The organism is Peribacillus sp. NPDC096379 (genome assembly GCF_044762875.1).
Taxonomy (GTDB): Bacteria; Bacillota; Bacilli; order Bacillales; family DSM-1321; genus Peribacillus.
In genome coordinates this window covers 95002-121636 of the sequence record NZ_JBIWFD010000001.1, presented here as the reverse complement: position 1 = coordinate 121636, position 26635 = coordinate 95002, and the positions used below count along the sequence as shown (strand labels likewise).

Here is a 26635-nt window from a genome sequence, read left to right as displayed (position 1 = left end):
TAAAGAAGAATCCTGTTACTAAAATAACTCATTCATTTCCTCTAAAAAGAGGGTGTCTCAAAAGGGTCTGCCTTTCCACTTTGAGACACCCTTTTTTTTGAGGATAAATTCTTATCTATTCTATTGGTATCTCCCTCTTATTTCTTTTAGGAAGGTGATGTCTCCTACAAATATCTCCTAGTATAGTTCGAGAAAACAAATGTCATTCATGCATTTTGTCCCCAGCATATGAAGCTCCTCAATATTTCCTCTCTTTAATAATTCCCTATATGATTTTGTTTAGGATACACATTGATCACTTAATCATCAAATTCAACTTTTAAAATTTGTCCACTAGTTGCATCTACTTTAACTTCTGCTTTACGGCTATTGTCTGTAATTATTTCAAATTCGTAAACTATGCGATGGTCATCGCCATCCAATTCTGTTTTAGTTACAGTCCCTTTCACTTTTTGTAACGCTGTTTTTTTTGCATCTTCTACTGAAATTGTTGGCGATACGTTTTGAAGTGCGCTTATATCTTCATCAATTTCAACTTTTATTACTTTTCCAGTAGTTGCATCTACTTTAACCTCTGCTTCATTGTTGCCGTCTGTCATAAGTTCAAATTCGTAGACTAAACGATTGTGATCGTTATCCAATTCTGTTTTAGTTACAGTCCCTTTCACGCTTTGTAACGCTGTTTTCCTTGCACTTTCTTCTGAAATTGTTGCCGATACATTTTGAAGTGTTCTTATATCTTCGTCATCAATATCAGCTTTATCCTGAACATCTTGTTCGACTTTTAATACTTTTCCTGTCAATGCATCAATATCCACGTCATATTCTGTATCTTGATTGAGAATCTCTACTTCGTATTCTTTTCTTCCGTTATCTGGATCTAAATGAATCTGCGTTACTTGACCTCCTTTAGATACGCCTAAAGCTATCTCTTTTGCATTATCTATACTAATTGTTTTCGATACTCTATTCATATTTTCAGTTGACGGTTGGTTTGCTGCCATTGCATAAGCTCCTCCTACTAATCCACCTACAACTAAAACTCCAGTTAATATCGTTGTTGCTAATTTCATCGTTTAAAACCTCCTGCTTGTTTGTTAGTTATATCATAACGTCTCAAGTTTAAAGATTATGAAAGAGAATCTTAGAATTCCCTTAGAAAAGAAAAAAATTTTATAAAAAACAACCATGAGCGTCTGGTCCAAACCCTACGATGAAAAAGGTTCAGGATCTAAGAACTGTATCACCTGATGAAGGTGGCGGTGCGGAGCTGATTTTGCGAAGCCCCGCCCCTTTTCCACAGAAAAACGGCATTCATAGTTTTTATTATTAAATGTCTAATAGTTGCCAAACTGCTGCTGATAAACATCTTTATCTAAAATCAATGAAGTTTTGTCGATCACCGACTTGCTTGATTTATATTTAGAAACCATTTTATCTTCTGTTAAAGAACAAGTTTAAAAATCCCTTAAAACAGAAGAGTTTAACTAAAAAGAGTATTTTTTTCTCCCGCAAAAAAACGTGTAGCAGAACGCTACACGTTTAATCATCCTTGTCCTTGTCCTTGTCCTTGTCATTGTTCGTATCAACTGAAATGGACTCAATTTTCCCAGAGTAAGGATTAATTATAACTTCTACTTTCTTGTTCTCCGATTGCTTGATTTCAACTTCGTAAACAAGCTGGCCATCTTCTTCCTCTAATTCGACTTCATGAATCGTTCCATGAAATTTGTTTAAAGCAATCTCTATCGCTTGATCTATTGTAATTTGAACAGCATCGCTTGAAAAAGGACTTGTTTGATTGTTTTTATTTGATTTAGCGATCGGTGCCTGCTGATTTATTTTTGGTGTTGCAGGGTTTTGCGCTACCGGCGTTTGCTCTGTAGGAATTTGCTCCGTAGGCTTTTGTGAAGTCGATTGTTTTACCATTGCAAGTACTTCACCTGTCTGTCCATTGACAATTACCTGATATGAAATCTGATCTTTTAGCAATTTAATGGAATAATTGAGCTTATCCTTTTCTTGAAAAACACTAATATTCTCAATTGTTCCTCCATATTTCTGTTGGATCATCTGACTGACATTCTCTTCTGGAAGGATAGAACTCGGAGTAGTAAATGCTTCTTTAACACCGTACCAGCCACCTAAACCAATGATTAGAATGAAGGATATTATCAATGCGCTCTTCTTCATTCTTTCACCTCCAAATGTTATTGAAACATAGTGTAACATAGCATTCTTAGAGAAGTCTGAGAATCCCCTTAAAAAATTTAAAGTGGTAATTCAATTGTGACTGTTGTACCTTTTCCTTCTTCACTATCCATATGAATCTTCCCGTTATGAGCAGCGACAATTCTTGTTGCAATAGGCAATCCCAATCCTGTTCCACCTGTTTCTCTCGTCCTTGCTTTATCTACTCGGAAAAATCGTTCATATACATGTGCTAGATCTTCTTTCGGAATCCCAATACCATAATCCCTAATAGCGATAAATAAGGAAGAAGCAAGGCGAGTAATCGTAATGTCAATGGATTTTTCGCTATATTTAATTGCATTATCTACTAAAATATAGAGTAACTGTTTGATCTTTTTTTCATCTGCACGAATGATCGGATTATTTGTTTGTACATCAATCGAAATCGTTCTCTTAAAGGCAAACTGTAGATGCTTTGCTGTATCCCTACAGACTAAACTTACATCCACTTCCTCTATATGCATCTCCCATTGTTCATCGCCTTTAGCAAGGAGTAACATTTGTTCCGTTAGCTGCTTCATTCGAATGGCCTCGGAATGAATGGCTTCGATTGCTTCTTCCAAAATATCAGGGCGCTTCATTCCCCAACGCTTTAACATATTTGCGTAACTTTCTACAACGGTAAGTGGCGTTTTTAATTCATGGGAAGCATCTGATACGAATTGCTCCTGTTTTTTATAATTTTCCTCCAATAAATCCATCATATTGTTAAATGTATTCGCCATTTTATCTAGTTCGTCATTTGATTTTGTATCACGTCTGATTTTTTTGAAAGTCCGTGATGCCTGAATCTCTTCCATTGTCTGAATAAGGGATTTAATCGGCCGTAAGATGACTTGACTTAATACACGACCGCCCAAGATAGTTGGGATTAAAATAACAAGAGAAGCGACAAATAAAATGAATTTTAAAATTTGTAAAGAATCCTCAACATCTTCTAATGGTTCCGTCACTTCAAGCGTCACGACATCACCATTTGTCCAAATAATCGGTGAGTGTGAAATGGCGTATAAATGATTTTCAATGTTTTCTACGGTTGTTTGTTCAGATGACTTGTATGAATAGGGCAGAACATTAAGTTCAGTTTGGTCTCTAATAACGATAAGCAACGGTTTACCTTTTGGCGGAAGTATACGAACCATTCCATTAGGAGGTAAATACGCTCGTAATAAAGTGGCTGGATTACTCGCTGGATTACTTGCTGGTTTTAATCCTTCTACAATATTTTTACTTTCCACTTGAAGCCGTTCAATGGCGTTATCAGTCATCGTTTTTTTAAAAATAAAATAAACCGAACTATTAGCAACGACCAAAAGAATAAATATTAAAAGGGTTGATGTGAGAATGATTTTAGTTTGCAGCTTCATATATTATTCCTTTAACATATATCCAACACCACGAACTGTGTGAATATAAGGAGTTGGAAATGGTGTGTCAATCTTTTTTCGTAAATATCGAATGTATACATAGACAACATTGGAATCACCGAAATAATCAAATCCCCATACATTCGTTAACAATTGGTCAAACGTTAAGACTTGATTTTTATTTTCCATTAAATAGATAAGTAAATCATATTCTTTTGGCGTTAGCTCAATCGATTGATTCTCTCGTCGTACTTCACGTGTTTTTGGGTCAATCGTTAAATCGCCAATTTTAAGAGATGTAGGAGTCATGTCTTCTGGTGATGCCGATGGAAGACGCAGCCAGACGCGAATACGTGCAAGTAATTCTTCAATTTCAAACGGCTTTGTAATGTAATCGTTGGCGCCTAAATCTAATCCGCTTACTTTATCAGGCAGTGCATCACGTGCCGTTAAGATAATAATGGGCGTTTGGTCATCGGTTGCTCGAATGCGCCTTAACACTTCAAGTCCATTTAATTCAGGTAACATTACATCTAATAAAAGAAGATCCCATTGTCCTTGTTGAAACATGTTGAACCCATCTAATCCTGTATACGCAGTTCCTGTTTCATATCCTTCATACTCGAGTTCTAATTGAATGAGACGGGCAATTTTGCTTTCATCTTCGACGATCAATATTTTCCCTTTACTCATTGGTATCCTCCTGCTCTCAAAGGTTCGTAAGATAAAAAGGAAAACCATACATTTTATCACCTTTGATTTTTAGTATTTCATAATGAATCCTGATTTATTATTTGTCGTATGACAAGTTAAATGAACTTCCAAAACTTACCTGACGGACATTTCCTACAAAACGAATATGGCGTTAAAACGCCACCATTTACTATGAAGGATCCACCCTGTAGCACGCTACACTCGCTTAATCACAATGGTGGCGGTGCGGAGCTAGAATTTTAGATGCTTTATCAGTATACCTGTTTAAGTAGACTGATTTTATTAATAAGTAGCGAAGACCAAGTCCCCATGTCCTCAGCTTTTTGTTATGCTAAAATGGGAAGTATACCATAGAGATTGGAAAGTTGCATAAGGAATAAGGAGGAGATTGTGATGAAAACGAGGATTGAAACGATTGAAAGTTTTTGGGTAATAGGCTATAAACACGTAGGTACTACCGCTGAAATCCCGCAAATATGGGACAAGTTAAATGCAACCTTAAAAACAGATAACATTCCAGTTGATACGTTTTACGGTGTCTGCATCGATTTTGATCGTGAAGGGAAACTACACTATCTTGCAGGCATTCAAGATTTAGCAGAAGATTCCAATAGGGAAAAGGTGAAAATAGAGGCAGGACGCTATATCGTTGCTACAGTGGAGGGCGGCATTCCAGGAATCAAACCCACATTCCAAGCTTTGCATGAAAGATCAGATATCCAATTTAGATTTTCACCAAACTTTGAGAAGTATATTTATCCAGTAGGAGCAACAGAAAATGTGATTGAGGTTTGGATGCCGATTGAATAGTCTTGTCAATTTTATGAAACCGATACGCCCTATAAGATAAAAATCTCATCTTATTTATATCTTCAATCTTCACTAGCTACCAGATGATTCCCTTCACACTTTAAATTCAAGGTTATCACTTTACGAAGAAGCGCTTAAAACATTCATTTAAAAAGCATTCCATTCACGTCTATTACGGGATGCTTTTTTCTGTGGAAAAGGGGCGGGGCTTCGCAAAATCAACTTCCCGCCGCCACCTTCATAAGGTGATACAATGTGAGAACCTGAACTTTTTTCATTGTTTTAGTTTTAGAGCAGGTGCTCATGGATGTTTTTATGCCCCCTTAAGAAAAACCATCACCGATGATTTAATCATATAAAAACAAAAAAACGACCCACCCAGACTAAATACAGTCTGAAAGTGAGTCAGTTTTTACTTAATTCGCAACGATATTAACAAGTTTACCCGGTACCGCAATGACTTTACGTACGGTTTTTCCATCAATTTGTTCTTTAATTGCGCCGTCGCCCATAGCGATTTCTTCTAACTTTTCTTTCGTTGTGTCTGTTGGTACCATTAGTTTTGCTTTCACTTTTCCGTTAATTTGGATCACAATTTCGACTTCATTGTCGATCATTTTTGCTTCGTCATAAGCAGGCCATGTTTCGTATGTGACTGTTTCTGTAGCCCCGAGTCTTTCCCAAAGTTCTTCAGCAATATGTGGGGCAACCGGTGATAACATTTTCACGAAACCTTCAATATACGGTCTCGGAAGTGTGTCCGCTTTGTATGCCTCATTGATGAAGACCATTAATTGTGAAATAGCTGTGTTGAATTTCAAAGTCTCGTAGTTTTCTGTAACTTTCTTCACCGTTTGATGATACACTTTCTCAAGCTTGCCGCTGTCATCTGTATCGACAATTTTGTTAGTGATTGTGTCGTCATCATTAACAAGCAAACGCCAAACACGGTCAAGGAAACGACGGGCGCCATCAAGTCCATTTTCAGACCAAGCAATCGATGATTCCAAAGGTCCCATAAACATTTCATATAGACGTAGAGTATCAGCACCATGGCTATCGACGATATCATCTGGGTTTACTACGTTCCCTTTTGATTTACTCATTTTTTCATTATTTTCTCCAAGAATCATTCCTTGGTTGAAAAGGTTTTGGAATGGTTCAGATGTTGGAACAACGCCAATGTCGTACAAGAATTTATGCCAGAAGCGGGCGTACAATAAATGAAGGACCGCATGCTCAGCTCCACCTATATACATATCGACTGGCATCCATTCTTTTAACTTTTCCGGATCAGCAATCGCTTCTGTATTGTTCGGATCGATATAACGTAGGAAGTACCAGCTGCTACCTGCCCATTGTGGCATTGTGTTTGTCTCACGACGCCCTTTTCTGCCATTTCCGTCGGTTACATTCACCCAATCATGGATGTTTGCAAGTGGTGATTCACCTGTACCGGATGGCTTAATGTCTGTCGTTTTCGGTAACAGAACCGGAAGCTCAGATTCTTTAACTGCTTCTGTTGTACCATCTTCCCAATGAATGATCGGAATCGGTTCTCCCCAGTAACGTTGACGGCTAAATAACCAGTCACGAAGACGGAATGTTACTTTCTTCGTACCGATTTCTTTATCCTCCAACCACTTAATCATCGTGGAAATACCGTCTTCTTTATTCAAGCCGTTTAGGAATTCAGAATTCACATGCGGACCATCGCCTGTGTATGGTTCTTTCGTCACGTTCCCACCCGCTACGACTTCTTTAATTGGCAAGTCAAATTTAACTGCGAATTCGTAGTCACGCTCATCATGAGCCGGTACTGCCATAATAGCACCTGTTCCATAGCTCATCAGTACATAATCAGCAATCCAGATTGGCATTTTTTCACCATTAACTGGGTTAATTGCATAAGCACCTGTAAAGGCACCTGTTTTGTCTTTTGCTAACTCAGTACGTTCAAGGTCGGTTTTATTTTTCACTTCTGAGATATATTGTTCAACTGCAGCTTTTTGCTCAGGCGTTGTAATTTTGTCAATAAACGGATGCTCCGGTGATAACACCGCATAGGTTGCACCGAAAAGTGTATCCGGACGAGTCGTGAAGACTGTAAACGTATCATCATGACCTTCAATATTGAATGTCACTTCAGCACCTTCAGAACGGCCGATCCAGTTACGTTGCATATCTTTAATATTTTCTGGCCAATCGACTGTTTCAAGATCATCAAGTAAACGGTCAGCATAGGCAGTGATTTTTAACACCCATTGTCTCATCGGACGGCGTTCAACCGGATGTCCTCCACGTTCACTTAAACCGTCAATGACTTCTTCGTTCGCCAATACCGTGCCAAGTGCCGGACACCAGTTTACCGCTACTTCATCAATGTACGCTAATCCTTTTTCAAAAAGCTTCGTGAAAATCCATTGTGTCCATTTATAATAGTCTGGATCTGTTGTATCAATTTCACGATCCCAATCATAAGAAAAACCTAATGCTTTAATTTGGCGACGGAATGTGTTGATGTTATGCTGCGTGAATTCCGCTGGGTCATTTCCTGTGTCAAGTGCATACTGCTCTGCCGGAAGTCCAAAAGCATCCCAACCGATTGGATGAAGCACATTATAACCTTGCATTCGTTTCATCCGTGCCAAAATATCGCTCGCTGTATAGCCTTCTGGGTGACCAACGTGAAGTCCTGCCCCAGATGGGTACGGGAACATATCAAGCGAGTAAAATTTCCGTTTGCCGGATTCTTCACCCGTTTTAAACGTTTTATTTCCTTCCCAAAACTGTTGCCATTTCTTCTCAATCGACCTATGTTTAAAACTCATCTTAGTTTCCTCCTCATTTTTAATAAAAACCGTCATCGGTCTTTATTTCCATAATAAAAGTCCATAAAAAAACCCCTCATCCCTATAAAAAGGGACGAGAGGATTATGTATATAATCAACCCGCGGTACCACCCAAATTGGCGACTTTAACCATCGCCCCGCTCCAAATCCGTAACGTGGATGAACGTCAGGCATTACTAATCCTTCATGCCTGAAACTCAAAAGGCGAGTTCGCGATCATTCCTGATTGACTTGCACCATCCGTCAACTCTCTACACAGGTTCTAATCGGTACTACTCCTTATCACTGTCTATATTAGAATATTTAATTATATAGTCATTCTAGTGAATTTTCACAGGAAAAGCAAGGGCTCTTTCCTATTCTGATCATGTTTTTCTTTATATATGCATGATGTTGGGAAAGAGTTCCTTATTTTACCGGATAGACTATGCTTTTACCTTCGTTTACACGCTTTTGCATTTTATCGAAAATGAAGACAGTTCCGATGCCTAATACAACAAAGATTGTTAATACAGCGAACATCATATCCATTCCTCTTGTATCAACTAGGAATCCTCCTAGCAGCGGTCCAATCATTCGGCCACCTGTAGCCGTACTATTGACGATCCCTTGATAAAGACCCACTTTCCCTTTTGTCGCAATCTCTCCTGCCACAGCTGGAACCGCGGGCCAAACGAACATTTCACCAATCGTTAAGATCACCATAGCCGTCATGAATCCAGCAAAGCTACTTGACGTCGCAGCCACTGCAAACGAGAGAATGAAAATGATCATGCCGACAATTAGCTGGATTTTCAAAGTTTTCGCAAACCATTTAATAACAAGTGCCAATAGTGGTTGAGCCAGAACGATAAACGCACCATTGACTGTCCATAGCAAGCTGTACTGCTTAAGTGAAATCCCTATTTCCTGTGTATATGCAGCGATTGTTGACTGCCATTGAACATAGCCAATCCAACACAAGAAATAGCCAATACATAAAACAAGCAGCGGATATAGCATTTTATTAGAAGGTGCAGTCGATTGTTTTTCCTGAAGGATGGACGCTTGTGCCGCTGCATCCCCTTGAATCCCTCTAAATCCAACCAAAGCAACAAAGAAAAATAAGACGTACATCACTGTATTGGCAAGAAACACATATTCAAACGAATAAGACGCAATCACACCGCCAAGAGCTGAGCCTACTGCAACACCAAAGTTTTGGGCAACGTAGACCGCATTATACGATTTTCTGCCGCCTTCCTTCCAAACAGTACCAGCCATTGCAAAAATAGCTGGGAACACGATACCTGTCCCAAATCCTGAAATCGTTAAAAAGATCACATATGGCAGAAATTCATGATTCCAAGCCATCCCAACTGAAGATAATAACGTTATAATCACGCCAGCCATCGCAGTCCGGTATCCGCCAAGTTTATCAAACAAGCCACCACCACAAAGATTGCCGACAACACTTGCAAGGGCATTGGCAAGCAACACAAGCCCTGCCATCGATAGCGTTTTTCCTAAATGGTCATGAAGATAGATTGTATTTAAAGGCCATAAAAACGAAGAAGCAGTCACATTCAGGGTCATTCCAATAATTAAAACCCATAAAGCACGCGGCATCATTATGCACCTGATTTCTATATATATTTCAACAACTATCCTAGTTTAGAGGTTTTCTTCGGGAGGCGCAATACTTTTTTAGGTGGGAGAATATTTACAAAATTGGCTGTTAATTCGGCTAAGTTTGCTCCTTCGTTCTTCCATGTACGGGCACTCACCTATCTCCTAACAACACATTAAAATTATTCAACATTCCAAAAATACAGTGTTATCCATTAAACAAATCCTTTACAATAGTGACATGTAGTTTTTGTCGAACAATGAACTGAAAAAAGGAATAGTTGAAATGAGGCCAGCGGAATGAATGATAACAATAGTAGACTTAGGGAAAAAAGCATTGTGTTGATTGGATTTATGGGTGTGGGTAAAACAACGATTGGTGAAATGGTTGCCAAGAAATTGTATCGAGATTTTGTTGATATCGATCAAGAAATTGAAAAAGAATACAATATGGCCACTTCTGAAATTTTCAAAAATATTGGCGAAAAGGCATTTCGTGAAAAGGAGAAAAGTGTAATCAGCGCATTCAGTAAACAAAGGCTGAAAATCATCTCTGTAGGTGGAGGGGCTTTTTTACAAGAAGAGATACGAAAAGTTTGTTTAGAACATTGCATTGTTATTTATCTAGACCTCTCTTGGGAATCGTGGAAGGAAAGAATCAGCCTGATTATTGATAGCCGGCCGGTATTGCAAGGGCGTTCCATTGAAGAAATTGAAGAGCTTTTCAATTCTAGAAAACCGATTTATTCGCTTCATAATTCGAAGGTAGAAACGGATAATCTCGAGGCATGCGAAGTTGCCGATTATATTGTCGAATCATTAAAGTTAGCTTGGGATCTTCATGAACCACACTAAAAGCTGACTAAAGAGGGAGTGTCTCATAGGGTTTGCCCTTTGCTTTTGAGCCGCTCCCTCTTTAGTTTAGGGTCAACATTGTCTCATATTTTAGCGATTCAACACAATCATATTGTGCTGCATTTGTTGAATTTGGTTTCTCATGAGTTTCAATTGCTCTCTTTGCTGAAGATTGCCACTAGCAACAAGGGTTTCAATCTCATTAGCAGCAGTCTGTAGTAAACCTTGAGCTTCTAGATACGACTCATTATTATAATGCTCTTGCTTTGCACCTTGTGTGTACTCGTCAGAAGCAATGCGAAGAACCTCCTCACATTGCTGTAGGCAATTTTCTACCGATTGTCTCGTCGCCATTTTTTTCCCCCTACACAACCAATTTGATGACTTTCACCATCCTTTATATTTTGGACCTTCTCACCAATGATTATCATCGGTAAGAAAAGGAATTTACACAATGAATAAATGGATAAGGAATATCAAATAATTTCTTTAAGGAGCAGATTAAAAGGACTCTCCATATCGAAGAGCCCTTCATTTTATTATTGATTCGTATCTGTATAAACAGCCATGGCATCACGCATGAATGCGGCTAAGCCTTCGCCAAATTGGTCAATATTTTTTGTGAACCGCTCATCATCAACATACATCTGACCAAGTCCTTTGAAAGCTTCAAGTGAGTAGTTACCCATCTTGTTTAGAATATCATACCACTTTTTAATGGCTGCTTGTGACTCTGGTGATGCTGGTGATTCATGTCTAAGTGCAGCCAGATTGCGATAGATTTCGTTCATTTTTTCCCCCATCGCTGCTTGTTCATCTTTTGACATTTTCCCTACTTTCGCCTTGGATTGATCAATGGCTTCATCGCCCCAACGTTCACGCGCTTCTTGTTCATACGGATTTTGACTAAAATCAAAGCCTTCGAATTTTTCTTGATTAGACATTTGAATTTCTCCTTTTGTATAAGAAATAGTTTTATCAATCGTCCTGATCATCACATCCAGCCGACTTCTCTTCTCGAGCAACAGTTTCCGATGCATGAAAAGTGCCTCTTCTCGATTAAACGTGGGACTTTTGATAATTTCTTTAATTTTCTTTAAAGGGAAGTCGAGCTCTTTGAAAAACAAAATTTGCTGCAGTGTTTCTAGATTATCATTGGAATACAATCGATACCCCGATTCTGTTATCGCATCCGGGGATAATAACCCAATTTCATCATAATGATGTAGTGTGCGCACACTAATTCCAACTAAATCAGCTACCTCTTTTACTTTCATCATTTGTTTTCCCTCCCTCTGATCTTGACTATAAGGTATTACGTAACGTTAGAGTCAACAGATTTTAAACAGAATGGTTAACAAACTAGATGAACCGTGAGATTATACTTTAAATCTCGAGGTCAGCTCCTGGAGTTCTTCGGATAAAGAGGATAAAGATAATGCAGCAACTAAGATTTCCTCCATCGCCGCTAACTGTTCTTCTGTCGCTTGTGCAATTTCATCTGTATGTCCTGCGGATTCCTTTGTTGTATTAGAAATTTCTTCGATTGAACGTGAAACAATCCCAAAGCCAGAACTTAACTGTTGTGAAGCCGATGCAATTTCTTGAATTTGCGAAGACACTTGATCAATGAAGTCAATGATCTCTTTAAATTGATTTTCAGCTTCAGTGGATAATTCCAGGCCCGATAAAACATTTTCTTTGACGATCTTGATATTAGTAACCGTTTCGCTAGTTTCCTGCTGAATACTTTGAACAACCTCGTTAATTTGATTCGCTGAGTCATTGGATTGTTCAGCTAGTTTTCGTACCTCCTGTGCGACCACTGCAAATCCTTTACCAGACTCACCTGCCCTTGCAGCTTCAATAGCAGCATTTAACGCAAGCAAGTTCGTTTGATTGGCTATGTCATTAATGATCGAGGTGAAATTATTAATTTCCAGGGCACGATTTGCAAGTGAGTGAACGCCCTCGTCTGCTAAATCAACAGATACATGAATATTTTCCATTTGTTCTCCTACCTGTTGTATCGACTGGGAACCATTTTCTGCTTGTTTTTTCATGACTAATGATGCTTCTGCTACCGCATTCGTATTCGAACTAATCGTTTCAATTCCTAAAAGGGCTGATTTAACGGAGCCCAAACCTTTTTCAGTCATACTCGATTGATGATTGCTACTATCTGAGATTTCCTGCATCGCAGTCGAAACGATTTCTGATGTAGCTTTGGATTCTTCTGCATTGGCAGTGAACTCATGAGATGAAGCGGCCACTTGCTCAGAAGACCTGCCAATTTGTTGTATGATTTCACGAAGTGATGCAATAAATTGATTAAATGTTGCGGCAAACTCACCAAACTCATCTTTATTTTTAATTATGATTGCCTTTGTTAAATCCGCTTCACCTTGAGCAATGTCTCGCATCTGTTCATTTAAGATCGTTAATGGTTTTATAATCGAAACTAATAGGATAATTCCAAGTGTAGATCCAGCAACGGATGAAAGAATTGTAATCACTAAAATAACCCTCTTGCCAATTTGTGAAGTGCTATCATATTCTTCGGTTAAATAAGCAACTTCTGTTTCTAATTGATCGACATATTGATTAATCGATGGGTCTAATATGTCTTTCCTTAGCGTTCTTTCTTCACCAAAATGGGTTTCTTTTGCTGCTTGTGCATGATGCGCATAAGACTGGATGACTTTCTGATTCAGTGTCCAGTATTGAGTGAAATTTTTTGCTAAATTCTCGATTGATTGCTGATACTTTTGATCAGTATCCAAACCCGTTAACTTTTTTATTTTCTTCTCGATATCTTCTGCTTTCACCTTCATACCTTCGTAATAATCATTCTCTCCCGATAACAGAAATGCCCGTTCATCATTTGACATACCTGTTATCCGATATTGGATATGTATGATCGTCTTTTGCATCTCCATTTTATTTCTAATTTCTTCATTTTTCTCTATTGTTCGATTCGTAATCGAACTAGAGATTCCCCCGACTGTTAGAATAGATGATACAAGTATTAATAGAATAAGAATTAATTTACTTTTGATTTTCATATTTGTTCTCCTTTTTGAGTATCTCATCAGCTGTAAAAAAAACTGAATGACGTTAAAACGCCACCAGTTACTATGAAGAATATATCATTTAGCATGCTACACTCGCCTAATCACAATAGTGGCGGTGCGGAACCAGAATTTTGGATGTTTTCCGATAAAGTGAAACTTCCCTCAGTGGGGGGGTTTTTCATCCCCCACTGAGGGTTAGTTGAACCAATCGGGGATTTACAGACTGTTTATCCCCCACCTATTTACTTCTTGATTCTCTCGCAAAAATTGAGATGGGGGTATTACAGCCTGTTAAACCGGGATAAACTACGTATGCCTGATAAGTAGATTGACTATTTTAGTAAGTCGTGAAGCCTAAGTCCCCATGTCCTTCATACAAAAAGGACTAAAAAAATCAACTCCTTTACTTATATCGTTTATTTAATTCATTATTTTAATAAGTTAAAGGATTTTATTTTTAGACTTAAACTGTTCATGTTATTCTGAAGGTATAGAAAATAATATGAAGGGGGTTTTAAATGTGACAGTTTTCAAAGTCCACGAAAACCAATTGAAAGAAGCAATGAAGCTTTCAGAGTATGCTTTTCAATTTCAATTAGCGGAGGATCAAATAGAAGACCGAATCGAAACGATGAAACAGCATCATCAAATTTATGGGATTAACGAAAATGATCAGCTTGCTGCAAAATTGCATCTTCTGCCCTTTTCTATTTATCTAGGGAAGAATCAACTGAAAATGGGTGGGATCGCCGGCGTGGCTACTTATCCAGAATATCGTCGCAAAGGTTTCGTAAAGGAACTGTTAAAAGAGGCTTTATTTCAAATCAAGGACCAAGGCATGAGTGTTTCCTTCCTTCACCCTTTTTCCGTTCCCTTTTATCGAAAATTCGGCTGGGAGCTATTCACTAACCGGATGAAATACATATTGAATAAATCTGACCTTATTATGAAACATCACCCTAGCGGTACGATAAAGCGACTAAAGAAAGAGGATCATTCTGCTGTACTAGAAAGTGTTTACGAACAATACGCCAAACAATTTAACGGCATGCTTGTTAGGGAAACATCATGGTGGCAAAAGAATGTATATGGAGATCAGTTCATTGCGGTTTATTATGATGATAACAATAATGCTAGCGGGTATTTCATGTATAGTGTCCATAATAAGAAAATGACTGTAACGGAATTTATCGCACTTACTAGCAATGCCAGAATAAGTCTTTGGAACTTTATTTGCCAGCATGATTCTATGGTCGATCAAGTTGAAATGACAATTTTCGAACGAGATCCGCTGCATTTCATGCTAAAGGAACCGCGAATCAAAGCCGGGCTGACCCCTTATTTCATGGCTCGAATTGTTGATGTAGATTCCTTTTTAGCCCAATATGATTTCCAGTGGAATCGTATTGAGCAAGGCGTTGTTTTGCATATCGAGGACGATTTATTGTTAGATAATCAAAAGTCGGTTCAGCTACATGCAGGGCAAATCCTGAACGCACATGATACGGATGCTGGGATTCGTTTATCCATTAATGCGTTAACAGCTGTCTTATTCGGCTATCAACGCCCTCGTGAACTCGTTTTAGCGGGGTTAATTGCAGGCAGTGAAACGTGTATTGAACAGCTTGAAGCGCTTATTCCGAATCGACCTCCATTTTTCTCTGACTTCTTCTAAACGTTTCAGTAGGTGATTAACGCAAAGAGGCGTTCACAAAGTAGATGGATACTTTATGAACGCCTTGCTTCTATATGATATGCCGACAGCTTACTCAGAAACCTTTTTTAATCTTGACTCGATCCCATTACATAAAGCGAAACTTTATCAAACACTCATTTATTGCTGTCTTACTCTAGTAAAAGTGGTTTAATTTCGTTCATGTTCGTACTATGCAATAAAATTAATTTCTACTAACCTTAATTAAAAGGCCTATACTTTTCTTCCACCATAATACTTTCATAAAAATATAGCCTATAATTTTATGCGTTTCACGTGTATGGTTGCTGACATTTAATATTTCTTTTCACAGGAAAGAGATGAGGAAATAACTGAATTTGCTGCAGAAAGAATATTAGATTTTGTTAAGGAATCACTTGTTCCTTATTTTTTATAATACCGCTGTGTTTAGACGTTAAACATGTAGTTGAACACCAATAATTTTCTTCACTGGAAGATGAAATATTAACTTTAGAACGTCCAATAAAAAGATAAATGATTTTCCAAGAATGAATTTGATTATAGTTCACTCTTTTTATTGCACAGTTTTTATCTAATATTCCTTATTAACTGGTATTTTCAATACAGTTTCAAACAACTTTATTGTCATTTTTAAACGACTTTGTTGTAAATGTAACAAGTTTATTTATATCAAAACATCTTTATTGTCAATCAACAAAAAAGCCGTCTGGATTGAACTTTTAATATTAAACACAATATGAAATTGAACCAGGTGCCCAAACAATACGAACTTGTATTGCTTCGGCACCTGGTTCAATATTTATTATTCTATTTTGCTTGCCCATTTTTCTGAATAAGTGAGATTTGTCCTGCATGAATACCTGTATGGTACATTAGTCTTCCAACGGCCTCTAGAGGTGTTGATGCTCCAATTGGAGATTCCATACTTTTATGCCAGTCTTCATCTGGTAACTCTATCATTGCTTCTAAGAGATATTCATTTGAAGCTGATAGCAGGTCAACTAGCTCTGCAAGATTTGTGAAGCAAGGCTTAGCTATCTCTTCTGACTTACTTTTACAAAAAAACCATTCTGCAAACATGTACTCTACTTCTGCCGTATGATGAATGAGTGAAGCAATAGTTGATTTACCTAGTTGTAGTTTAAGATCTTGTTCAGGCAATCCCTCAACAGTTTTCTGAAAACGTCCTCGAGTTGCATTCCAAATTGGTAGTACTGTAGTATAGGTCATGTTAGCTTTCCTCCTTTGCTTTGCTTTAATTTTACTCTTCAGCATCCTTCTTCTTGTCGACAACTACATGCGTAAAAACGTTTGCATCAATATCTAAGTTGAATGCCATTCCAAAGCCAACTACGTAACGTCCTTGCAATGGAGTCAATTCGAAAATCGAGAAATCTAAACCACGTAATAAATTCAGCATTTTCTCACCATGATTCGTATTAAACAGCTCAAAAATGTCCTCATTTCCTTCATTGCCAAGATTGTTCGATGTACAAGTCCAACGCACACGCTCTGTCGCAAATTTATTAGGTGTTGAAGACTCATCTGCAATTAATAACGCATCGACAAATTCATTCTTTTCCATTAGATCGTAGTGCTCTGCAATCCTGCTAATATATATGTATAATTTTCCGTCTTTCTTAACGAATGGTGCATAACTGCTAAATGGCTTTCCTTCATCATCTATCAAACTCAAAATCAAATTTTTGCGACTCTCAACAAATTGCAAATACTTTTCCTTATTTTTTTCTAAGTCAACCGTTTTTCCCATTACTGATCCCTCCAAAAATTTTGTTATATTTTGACTATCGAACAGTGCTTAGCAAATGTATACGAGGTTTTTTCTCTGCAGGAATAAGTTGAATTTCAGCATCCATTCGATACACTTGCCGAATCATGTCCTGGGTCATCACTTCATTTGACGTGCCAGACATTACCTTCTCGCCGGCTTTAACGACAACAATCCTATCGCTATAAAAAGAGGCTTGATTGAGATCGTGTAATACCATTACAATCGTCATTCCCATATCACGGTTCAGCTCTCGGACAAGCTCGAGTACTTCATGCTGATGAGAAATATCCAAGTAGGTTGTAGGTTCATCGAGCAATAATACTTTTGGTCTCTGTGCAAGTGCCATAGCAATCCATGCCCTCTGAGATTCTCCACCTGATAGAGATGCTACTGTTCGGTCTTTATACATAGATAGATGTGTTTTCTCAAGCGCCCAATGAACAATTTCCATGTCCTCGTTGTTTAATTTCTCAAACCATTTCTTATGTGGATAGCGCCCATAGGAAACAAGATCGATCACAGTCATGTCGCTTGGAGCTTCGTTTTTCTGACTTAACATGCACATTTTACGAGCAACTTGTTTTGAATTCATTGATTTTAAATCGACACCATCGAATTCTACTGATCCCTCATGATAAGGAATATTACGTGCTATCGCTTTTAGCAGGGTTGACTTTCCTGAACCATTTGGGCCAATAATCGACACTACCTCACCTTTATTTACATGAAAAGAGAAGCCACTGACTACATTCTTTTGTTCATACCGAATTGACACAGAATTCACACGAAACATATTAGAATGTCCTCCTCCTCATTAAATATAAAAAGTATGGTCCCCCTATTACCGCCATTAAGATGCCAGCCGGTACTTCCAATGGTGCGAATAAAGTTCTTCCGCCCGTATCCGCAAGTAACAACACAAGTGCTCCAAGCGCCATACTCATGGGTAATAAATATTTATAATCAGACCCGACTAGCAACCTGGCCATATGTGGCACTATGAGACCGACAAAGCCAATCATCCCTATTGCTGCCACTGAAATAGCTGCTAAAAATACTGCTAATAAAGACAGTACAATACGGATTCTATGAACATTCTCACCAAGATTCGATGCAACTTGATCACCAAGTTTAATAATGTTTACCTTACGTATAGCAAAGAAAGATAGAATCCATCCAGCAATTGCATACGGGAAGACCATGAATAAAGCATTATTGCCCTTCGCTGCTAAACTACCATTAAGCCACTGAACTGCAGAAGGAAGTCGATCACTATAAATAATAGACAGGTAGCCTATAACCCCTCCGCATAACGCATTCACTGCAACTCCAGACAAAATAATAGTAATTGGTGAAATACCATTTTTTCTCCATGCAAGAGCATAGACAATCGTCGCAGCAAATACCCCTCCTACAAAAGCCGCAATCGGAATGAATTGCGTATATTCTGGAGCAGCAAGCATAATAAGAAGTACACAAACTGCTGCCCCACTAGTCACACCCGTTAAACCCGGATCTGCTAGTGGATTGCCCATAACAGCTTGCAGTAGGGCTCCTGAAATTGCGATGTTTGCACCTATAATCATGGCTAAAAGAACACGTGGCAAACGAATATCCCAAATGATCGTATCATGCACATCAGTAGTCGAAGAACTAAAGATCGTTTTTAATATTTCCGGGACAGGAATAGTTACACTGCCCAATCCAATGGCGATGATACCCGAAGCAATCATACACAGGAACGTAATGATTACGATTGTTCGGCTTCTAGATTTACTAATCACTCGAAAAACCTCATTTACTTATAAAAATAGTTTGCTATTTCAGTTAACGCTTTCTCCGCATTTTTAATCGAAGTAACGCCGAAAGTTTCGTAATCTAGAATATGGACATTATCATTTTTATATGCAGAAAGTTTAGTCCATGTATCATTGCTCTTCACTTCCTTTTGAAACATATCTTCGGATGCCCCATGATCACCTGAAGCCAATACAAAAATAATGTCTGGATCAGCAACTACAACATCCTCCATATTAAGAGGTGAATATGTTTCTTTAACCTTTAGAGCAGAAGTTGCAATATTATCAGCACCTAGCTTCTTCACTAAGCTCCCTACATAAGAACCTTCACTCATAACCATAAATGAATCAGAAGTTCCCATCATCAGCATAACACTTGGTAAATCTTTTCCTTTTGATTGAGCAATCAACTCGTTTTCCTTGTTCAATAATGAACTTAATACTTCATTCATTTCTTTTGTTCTGTTGAAATAAGTTCCCAATGTTTTAAAGCTCAGTTTTAAATCATCAAAAGAATCCGTTGGTAAGTAAGCTGTTTTTAAATCCATGCCCTCTACACTTTTATCCAATGTACTGCGAAGCGCTTCCGATCCAAGTAGTAAATCAGGCTTAAGATTTACAACTGCTTCAAGATCTGGAGACATCGGAGAACCAATTTTCTCAATAGAGTCAAAGGCTTCTGGAATAGGGTTAGTAGAAGTTGGTACGCCAACTGGTGTTACTCCAAGCAAATACAACATCTCTGTTAACGGAACCGAAGTCGTTATTACACGCTCAGGCACTTCCTTTGGAAAATCGTTAAGCGCGTTCTTTAATTCTGCGTTATTGACACCATCGTTCTCCAAACTATAAGTATCGTCAGCTTTTGCTTTTTTACTAGATTCTTGATTCTCAGCTTTTGCTACTTCATCCTTTTTATTAGCATCCTCTGCTGAATTGGACGAGCATGCTGCCATTAACATAAAACATGCAACAAATAGAATTAAATAAGATTTCTTCAACATGTATCCTCCTGAACTTTTATGTGAACTGCGTTAAGACTATGTATACCCTCCACTATTGATAATGATATTCATTACCAGTTCAATGATAATGGATATCATTATCATTTGTCAACACGTTTTTGATTCTATTTACTGTAACCCTTTAACATTCTCATTTCCTCCCCCAATCCCTTTCGGATCTAAGGATCAACCCTATTTCGCCCCGACACTTTAACAGATTAAAGTTATTCCTCAAATCACTCGATCCTAAACTACTAATGCTTGATCCTCGGTCGCTACAGTTACGAAGTGAGTTTCACCTAAATCGCCACCCGCCGCTTTAAAAGCATACGATGATGTATCTTTTTCTGGTACAGATACAGAATAACAAAGCCAGTAGGCTCCGTTTCTCCAAACGATCTCAGCGTAGTTACAGTTTTTTTAACCTTCTTTTGAAAGATTAGGAATGGCGGCACGTTTGTTTTTCTAATGAATGAGTCAGAAACACCGTGTTTTCCCCCTTACTTATTATTTAAATAACTCCATAATTCAATTATATAGAACATACACTCTATTTCCGGATGATACGTTCGCTTAAAGCACAAAAAATCGAAACATGAACAAGTCTAAAGACATGCCTGTTTCGACTTCACTACCATCCCACCTCTGAAGAAGTGGGCTTTCTCGTTTGGAAAAATCTGTAAAAGAAACAATAACTAAATTTTTTCACACCCCAAAAAAAACGATTCCTACACAATGTAGAAATCGTTTTTTTCAATGGACCCATCATTAGCACATTCGAAAAACCGTCATTGGTCCTATTCATTCCATTTAATACTTAAACACCGCTATTAATTCTTTTAACTCCTCAGCCATCAGAGAAAGTGATTTCGCCGATGCAGAAATCTCTTCCATGGAAGCTAGCTGTTCCTCTGTTGAGGCTGCTACTTCTTCTGATGTTGCCGCATTTCCTTTTGCTAAGAAAGCAAGTTCATTCGCTATCGAGCTAACCTCTTGAACTCCAGCAGACATCTGCTCTGCCGTAGCGGAAACTTCCTCCATATGGGGAGTTATTTCTTTCATACTATTTAAAATGACTTCGAATTTCTCAAAAGCTTCGTCTGATATCGTTAATCCATTTCCTACATCATTTGTAACCTTAGCCATCTTGTGAACCGAATCCAATGTATCCATTTGAATATCTTGGATTAAATCAGATATTTGTTTCGCAGAGCTTTGAGATTGATTAGCAAGCTTCTTCACTTCATCAGCTACTACTGCAAATCCTTTGCCATGTTCCCCGGCTCTCGCTGATTCAATAGCTGCATTTAAAGAAAGAAGATTTGTCTGATTGGCAATTTCTGTAATTACATCCAAAATGGACGAAATTTCTTGAGAGCGTTCATACAGTGATTCTATTATTGCGTTTGATTCCGTAACCGATTTATGAATCGAATTCATTTGTTCCTTCGTATTTTGAACAGCCTTTCCGCCTTCCTCCGCTTGCATGGTTGTTTGTAAGGACAGTTCGGCAACATTGGATGAGCTTTCGGCAATATTTGCTATTCCTTGCGTAAGCTCATTCAAGGATTCGGCATTTCGATCCACGCCACTTGTTTGTTTCTCTGCACTGCTCGAGACTTCTTGAATCGAAATGGCGACTTGTTCGGTAGCAGCCCCGGTTTGTTCCGCATTTGCTGTTAATTCTTCTGCCGATGCAGCAAGCTGTTCTGAACTAAACTCGACTTTTTGAATGAGGGTTCGAAGGCTTTTCTGCATTTCATTAAACGCATCCCCTAATTGCCCTATTTCATCACTAGACTTTATTTCAATCTGCTCCGTTAAATCCCCTTTACTTACATTTATCGCGCTTTCTTTTAATTTTTTAATTGGTTTGATGATCGATTGCACGACAAAATAAACAATCACCGCCCCTATAATGATGGCGATCATTAAAACGGTTAAAGTATAATTAAAAATTGGAGCAGTGGACTCCCCGATTTCTGATACATACATCGTTCCGGCGAGTTTCCACCCTGTCACTTGATTGGTCGAATAAACCATTGTCTTATCTTGGCCATCTAATTGATATGAAAATGTACCCGATTCATTTTTGTACAACATATCATAGAAGCTTTCTTTGACTGCAAATCCACTTTCTTCTGTTGGGTGTGAGATATACTGCTTATTCCCATCTAGAAGAAAAGCATACCCTTCTTTCCCGTTTTTGACTTCATTCGTTAACTTTTGTAAATAGGTGATTTTAATGTCGATTGCCGCAACTCCAGAACCATCTTTTAGCTCCTTAGCAACGGTTACTATCGGATCATTTGTTCCAGCATCCATATATGGCTCGGTAATAAGAACTTCCCCTTTACGTTCTATGGCATCTTTATACCAATCTCTTTCTCGAGGATCATAATCCGAGGCCGTCGTTACTTGTGGTTCCTGAATAAACAATCCATCTTTTTTCCCAATATAAATACTTAAAACTTCCGGATGCAAGTTAGTATATTGAGTAAATTGTTCTCTTAATTTCGGACTGCTTTTCCCCTCAAATAAGCTGGACGTAACGGATTCTGAAAAAGAAGTCACATCATGTATTTTTGGATTAATGGTACTATCAATGATTGAATCCAATAGATTAATATTCTCAGCAGCACTGTTTATAATATTTTCTTGAAGTGCCTTACTGGCCGATAAATAAGCTAATGATCCCACAATTAAAGCCGGTATGACTAAAATAACAGCAAAGAAAAAGAATAACCTAGTCTTAAAATTCTTAAAAAAATTACGCATTGCATGGCCTCTTTCTACTCATTTTTTGTAACGATGTCTGGAAATAGTATCTATTTACAAGAATCTGAAGTCGATACTTTTACAAAATATTGGAATGAACGAATGTTCACCTAATTTATCACTAGTCTATTTATCGGTTCATTCCAATTAAATTAAAGAATTGTCACTCTACTTCTTTAAGGCAAAAACAAAAGAGCCTGCATTTCAGACTCCTAAGAACTCACATTTCGCACCCTTTGAGGCGAAATGTGAGATATAAGAATAAAGTGAAACCTCAATCAGTGGGGGTTCTTCATCCCCACTGATTGTTAGTCCCGTTCTACTGTCGCTAAGATCGCAGCAAACGCTTCGATCAATCGACAGCACGGACTAAGGTTCAACGAAGGGCAGGTTACTGAATAAGAAAAAAGCGACCTTCTTTATTGAAGAATCGCGCTCGATAGTTGAACAAGGAAAAAGCTATAAGTAGAAGTAAAACAAGCTAACATTAAATTGTTAGCTAATTTGGCTCTACATGGACATGCACATCGTATACTCCATAATCTTTTATCATGACTTTTTCAACGTGGGTAGCTATATCATGAGCCTCTTTAATATCTAACGTAGAATTAACAAGGATCACAACATCTATTACTTCATTATTCCCGTAATTTCTCCCTTTAATTTCTTTTATGCCTTTCACTCCATCCACTTTTGTGATTACATCCTGATAAAGTTGAATCTTATTTTCATCAAATCCATCTGAAAGTTCATGAGAAGCTTGTTTAAAGATATCCCAAGCTGTTTTACATATTATTAGTCCTACAATAATGGCAGTTATCGTATCAAGCCAAGGCATATTTAATTGAGAACCGAATATACCTACTGCTGTTCCTATACTCACCCAAGCATCTGAAATGTTATCTTTTGCCGCTGCCATAACGGCTTTACTATTAATTTTAATAGCTAATTTTTTGTTGTAACGATATACAAAATACATGGCTAGTGCAGAAAAAACACCTACATAAGCTGCCATAATATCAGGTGACTCCTTTACTCCTTGAAACATAGAGGTGATAGCATCAATCAACACTTGTAGACCCACTGCTACCATAATAAAAGAAGCGACCATTGATGCAATGGTTTCACTTTTCCAATGTCCATACCCGTGATCTTTATCAGGTGGTCTTTGTGAAAGTCTGAGTCCGATGAGTACAGCAATAGATGCAATGATATCGGTTGTATTGTTTAGACCATCTGCTTTCAAAGCAGCCGAGTCACTCATATATCCAATAACTAATTTTATGATAGAAAGACATATGTACGCAATAATACTAATGATTGCTCCACGTTCGCCTAATTTAAGATCATTATACTTTTGTTCTTCCATTCTCATTGCCCCCCATTAAGCACCTGACTATGATAACAACTAAAATATGGGTGGGTCTAGAGCAATCTTTTTGTATAGTTTTATACAAGTAAGCACTCTACAAGTAAGTTGCATAAGGAAAAAACTTTCTACTAATTTACCTTATTAGTCTGTACTGTCAATTTATCTAATACCACACTATCTAGCCACTATAATTGAAGGACAAATCCCCAAAAGCCATTCTAACATTAATATAAATTTCTAATTTTGTTCGAGAGTCTTATTCTATTAAATGGTCCTTTCATGCAAAAAAAGGACGCTAATCCTTAGACAGGATATGCGCCCGATTATTGAAACTTTTTTATATTATTAAACACATACATAACCCTATCTTCTATAAGAAAAAAACAATTCAAATCGAAATTGCCCTTTTTCATTATTAAATTTTTTCACAAGAACCATACACACACTAATTACGTTCAAGCTAAAAATGGGATAGTTATGAAATCAATGGCATATCTGACATTAAGCGAACTCAATCAAATGCCAGTAGCATTGAGGGGAACCGTTATTCAGTTACCCCGTCAGTGCCACTGGCAAAACAACCGACATCGAAGGTGGATGCGGACAAGGAGGGATGTGATACAATACTGGAAGTGATTTAATAAAGGTGGTGGCATTATGAAACGATTCAACCTTGTTATACTGGTTATGATTGGTGTTACGATCTTAGCGACTTGGAAACTTGGAAAAGATTATTCAGCGATACAGCTTCAAACGCGTATACTGATTATCGCAGGAGGGGCACTCTTATCAGGCGTCCTGACCTATTTTCTTTCGAAACGTGATGTTGATCGTGTGGATCCAAAACCAGATAATTGAAAAATATTGAACTGCTAAAAATCCACTTCAGACCATTGCCGAGGTGGGTTTTGCAGCACTAATAATTTGCAGAGGACAAACACGGGGACATTACGACTATCCTTTCACTTGTACTTGTTCTTCCCAGCACAAGGGAAGGAGCCAGAACACGATTGGAATGTCTAGCACGGCTACCGACAGACTATCCTTTAAAATGAACACACTAACCATAGATTCTAAATATTTATCATAATAAAAATTTCTGTTTAGGTGATAATTCGAAATAACACTAGCCTTTTTCTTCCCGTAATAAGAAATAACTGTTTATTAATTAAACCTTTTGCTACTTCTTTCATCATTTACTTTCCTCTAACTCTTGGTCTATAAGGATTTTAATTTTTTCATAGTCAAAAGGATCTTCTAACATCGTACCATTCACCATGATACTAGGTATAAATTGTACTTTAAACTCTTTTACTAAATTTGAGTCTTTCTCTACTTCTTCCAGCTCCGTTTGGTTCTCTATATCTCCTTGTAATTAATGTCAGGAATAGTATTTGCTATGTCCAATAACTTTCTGGGCTTTGTTTATATACTGCTTCTGCAGCTAGTGAACTCAACTTTGATTCGTCACCGTGAAATAACACATTTATAAATGAAATAGTCATTTCATTTCACTTCCTTTACCCGTTCATGCGAGATAACTCTTTTCCAAGTGGTAATTCTTCCAGATCTGGAACAATAATTTCATCCACATATTAAACCAAACCATTTTAAAAAAATATCCAATGACATTCGATATGAATAAAAATGAGAAGGGTGACTCATTGGGTTCTGACCCTTTTGAGACACTCTCCTCCACCTCTTACGTGTACATACTTTAATAAATCTATACACTAAGTAGCTTATTTTATCCGACAATGATAGCCTTTATTTTGAAATCATCTTCCGGTTATGCATTTTTAGTTCCTTCAAAAATAACCTCTTGTAATGGTTTTCTACTACTAGGGTTTTCACGTTCTTGTAATTTCTCATCAAGCGCTTCTTTTTCTCCACGATAGCCTACTGAAATGACGGCTTGAATATCTAATTCTTCTGGAACATTTAATAATTGCCGAGCTTTTTCTTTATCAAACCCTGTCATTGCATGTGTGCTCAATCCAAGCATTGTTGCTTGGATTGCTAAATTCCCCCAAGCTGCACCTGTATCGAATGCATGAGATCCATTTGGATCGCCGTTGTCTCTATTTTTCATTGATGCAATCAATATAAGTACCGGAGCCTTTTCTGCCCAGATGCGATTGAATGGTGATAAAAATTCATGAAAGACTTTCAATTGTGATTCCGTTTTCGCTACAAAAAAACGCCAAGGCTGATCGTTAAAGGCGGATGGTGCCCAACGTGCTGCCTCAAGAATACTTGTCAAATCCTCATCTGAAACTTTACGTTCAGAATATGATCTTGGTGACCAACGATTTAAGAATAAGGGACTAACAGAATGTTCTGCTTTACGGTGTTCTTCAACTTCAGTTGTGAGACTCTCAACAGGATTAACAGTTAAACTCATTACATAACCTCATTTCCCTAAATAATTTACTAACTATTCCATCATAATCTATTTCTAGTAACTCTTTAAAATATTAAGGCAGAAAATATATAAGAGTAAACATTTTTATCTCCCCTTTTCTGGGGAGAAAGCGCATTCGAAAGATTCACCAAACAGAAATGGAATGTAAATGCGTTGTTTCGTTACTCTGCTCATACCCCGATCAATTGGTTCCATATTCGATGATTATCAGGAGATACCGCTTTTTACTTCTATAC

23 protein-coding genes and 1 other annotated feature are annotated in these 26635 nt (G+C 37.8%); of the genes, 5 read left to right on the top strand and 18 right to left on the bottom strand.

Annotated features, from left to right (window positions below; translation table 11 throughout):
* Positions 1–299: 299 nt before the first annotated feature.
* From ACIQZI_RS00635 to ACIQZI_RS00620, 4 genes are all read right to left on the bottom strand, one after another.
* Entirely contained in the window at positions 300–1073 is a 774-nt protein-coding gene (locus ACIQZI_RS00635) for a PepSY domain-containing protein (RefSeq protein WP_403068090.1), read from the bottom strand.
* A 469-nt stretch (positions 1074–1542) separates the two neighbouring features.
* On the bottom strand, positions 1543–2193 hold the full coding sequence (locus tag ACIQZI_RS00630) for a PepSY domain-containing protein (RefSeq protein ID WP_403068087.1): 651 nt from the start codon (positions 2191–2193) through the stop codon (positions 1543–1545).
* 77 nt (positions 2194–2270) lie between these two features.
* The gene (locus ACIQZI_RS00625; RefSeq protein ID WP_403068084.1) at positions 2271–3620 is read right to left on the bottom strand and encodes a sensor histidine kinase; all 1350 of its coding nucleotides are present in this window, start codon (positions 3618–3620) and stop codon (positions 2271–2273) included.
* Between the two features lie 3 nt (positions 3621–3623).
* Positions 3624–4313, bottom strand: a complete 690-nt coding sequence (locus ACIQZI_RS00620) for a response regulator transcription factor (protein ID WP_403068081.1) — start codon at positions 4311–4313, stop codon at positions 3624–3626.
* Positions 4314–4727: 414 nt separating this feature from the next.
* On the opposite strand from ACIQZI_RS00620, the gene ACIQZI_RS00615 reads away from it, so the two are divergent.
* A complete protein-coding gene (locus ACIQZI_RS00615) occupies positions 4728–5144 on the top strand; it encodes a GyrI-like domain-containing protein (protein ID WP_403068078.1) in 417 nt (138 codons plus the stop codon).
* A gap of 416 nt (positions 5145–5560) precedes the next feature.
* Here the strand turns inward: ACIQZI_RS00615 and leuS are convergent, their stop codons facing one another.
* Both leuS and ACIQZI_RS00605 read right to left on the bottom strand, forming a co-directional pair.
* Positions 5561–7975, bottom strand: coding sequence for a leucine--tRNA ligase (gene leuS / locus ACIQZI_RS00610; protein WP_403068075.1), 2415 nt, complete (start codon positions 7973–7975; stop codon positions 5561–5563).
* Positions 7976–8062: 87 nt separating this feature from the next.
* Positions 8063–8291: a binding site (T-box leader), on the bottom strand.
* 113 nt (positions 8292–8404) lie between these two features.
* Positions 8405–9607: an MDR family MFS transporter gene (locus tag ACIQZI_RS00605; protein WP_403068072.1), complete on the bottom strand. Its 1203-nt coding sequence runs from the start codon at positions 9605–9607 to the stop codon at positions 8405–8407.
* Between the two features lie 297 nt (positions 9608–9904).
* On the opposite strand from ACIQZI_RS00605, the gene ACIQZI_RS00600 reads away from it, so the two are divergent.
* Positions 9905–10459: a shikimate kinase gene (locus ACIQZI_RS00600; protein ID WP_403068069.1), complete on the top strand. Its 555-nt coding sequence runs from the start codon at positions 9905–9907 to the stop codon at positions 10457–10459.
* 90 nt (positions 10460–10549) lie between these two features.
* Here the strand turns inward: ACIQZI_RS00600 and ACIQZI_RS00595 are convergent, their stop codons facing one another.
* The 3 genes from ACIQZI_RS00595 to ACIQZI_RS00585 form a co-directional block, all read right to left on the bottom strand.
* Positions 10550–10813, bottom strand: coding sequence for a DUF2524 family protein (locus tag ACIQZI_RS00595; protein WP_403068066.1), 264 nt, complete (start codon positions 10811–10813; stop codon positions 10550–10552).
* Positions 10814–10998: 185 nt separating this feature from the next.
* Positions 10999–11736 carry a MerR family transcriptional regulator gene (locus ACIQZI_RS00590; protein WP_403071924.1) on the bottom strand — a complete coding sequence of 246 codons (738 nt, stop codon included), beginning with the start codon at positions 11734–11736 and terminating at the stop codon, positions 10999–11001.
* Between the two features lie 102 nt (positions 11737–11838).
* The gene (locus ACIQZI_RS00585; RefSeq protein ID WP_403068063.1) at positions 11839–13524 is read right to left on the bottom strand and encodes a methyl-accepting chemotaxis protein; all 1686 of its coding nucleotides are present in this window, start codon (positions 13522–13524) and stop codon (positions 11839–11841) included.
* 529 nt (positions 13525–14053) lie between these two features.
* Here ACIQZI_RS00585 and ACIQZI_RS00580 point away from each other — a divergent pair.
* Both ACIQZI_RS00580 and ACIQZI_RS00575 read left to right on the top strand, forming a co-directional pair.
* The gene (locus tag ACIQZI_RS00580; protein WP_403068060.1) at positions 14054–15208 is read left to right on the top strand and encodes a GNAT family N-acetyltransferase; all 1155 of its coding nucleotides are present in this window, start codon (positions 14054–14056) and stop codon (positions 15206–15208) included.
* A gap of 367 nt (positions 15209–15575) precedes the next feature.
* A complete protein-coding gene (locus ACIQZI_RS00575; RefSeq protein WP_403071921.1) occupies positions 15576–15644 on the top strand; it encodes a hypothetical protein in 69 nt (22 codons plus the stop codon).
* A 392-nt stretch (positions 15645–16036) separates the two neighbouring features.
* On the opposite strand, the gene ACIQZI_RS00570 is transcribed toward ACIQZI_RS00575, so the two are convergent.
* The 7 genes from ACIQZI_RS00570 to ACIQZI_RS00540 form a co-directional block, all read right to left on the bottom strand.
* Positions 16037–16459: a DinB family protein gene (locus ACIQZI_RS00570; RefSeq protein ID WP_403068057.1), complete on the bottom strand. Its 423-nt coding sequence runs from the start codon at positions 16457–16459 to the stop codon at positions 16037–16039.
* 31 nt (positions 16460–16490) lie between these two features.
* Positions 16491–17000 (bottom strand): pyridoxamine 5'-phosphate oxidase family protein, encoded by a 510-nt coding sequence (locus ACIQZI_RS00565; protein ID WP_403068054.1) that lies wholly within the window; start codon positions 16998–17000, stop codon positions 16491–16493.
* Positions 17001–17034: 34 nt separating this feature from the next.
* Positions 17035–17814 carry an ABC transporter ATP-binding protein gene (locus tag ACIQZI_RS00560; RefSeq protein ID WP_403068051.1) on the bottom strand — a complete coding sequence of 260 codons (780 nt, stop codon included), beginning with the start codon at positions 17812–17814 and terminating at the stop codon, positions 17035–17037.
* A gap of 1 nt (position 17815) precedes the next feature.
* Positions 17816–18805, bottom strand: coding sequence for a FecCD family ABC transporter permease (locus ACIQZI_RS00555; RefSeq protein ID WP_403068048.1), 990 nt, complete (start codon positions 18803–18805; stop codon positions 17816–17818).
* A gap of 14 nt (positions 18806–18819) precedes the next feature.
* Complete coding sequence (locus tag ACIQZI_RS00550; protein WP_403068045.1) at positions 18820–19824, bottom strand: ABC transporter substrate-binding protein; 1005 nt, start codon at positions 19822–19824, stop codon at positions 18820–18822.
* 810 nt (positions 19825–20634) lie between these two features.
* Positions 20635–22602, bottom strand: coding sequence for a methyl-accepting chemotaxis protein (locus tag ACIQZI_RS00545; RefSeq protein WP_403068042.1), 1968 nt, complete (start codon positions 22600–22602; stop codon positions 20635–20637).
* Between the two features lie 499 nt (positions 22603–23101).
* Complete coding sequence (locus ACIQZI_RS00540; RefSeq protein ID WP_062175825.1) at positions 23102–23971, bottom strand: cation diffusion facilitator family transporter; 870 nt, start codon at positions 23969–23971, stop codon at positions 23102–23104.
* A 660-nt stretch (positions 23972–24631) separates the two neighbouring features.
* Between ACIQZI_RS00540 and ACIQZI_RS00535 the strand changes: the two genes are divergently transcribed.
* Complete coding sequence (locus tag ACIQZI_RS00535) at positions 24632–24832, top strand: hypothetical protein (protein ID WP_403068038.1); 201 nt, start codon at positions 24632–24634, stop codon at positions 24830–24832.
* 334 nt (positions 24833–25166) lie between these two features.
* Here the strand turns inward: ACIQZI_RS00535 and ACIQZI_RS00530 are convergent, their stop codons facing one another.
* A complete protein-coding gene (locus ACIQZI_RS00530) occupies positions 25167–25319 on the bottom strand; it encodes a thioredoxin domain-containing protein (RefSeq protein ID WP_403071918.1) in 153 nt (50 codons plus the stop codon).
* 444 nt (positions 25320–25763) lie between these two features.
* The gene (locus tag ACIQZI_RS00525; protein WP_403068035.1) at positions 25764–26378 is read right to left on the bottom strand and encodes a nitroreductase family protein; all 615 of its coding nucleotides are present in this window, start codon (positions 26376–26378) and stop codon (positions 25764–25766) included.
* Positions 26379–26635: the final 257 nt, after the last annotated feature.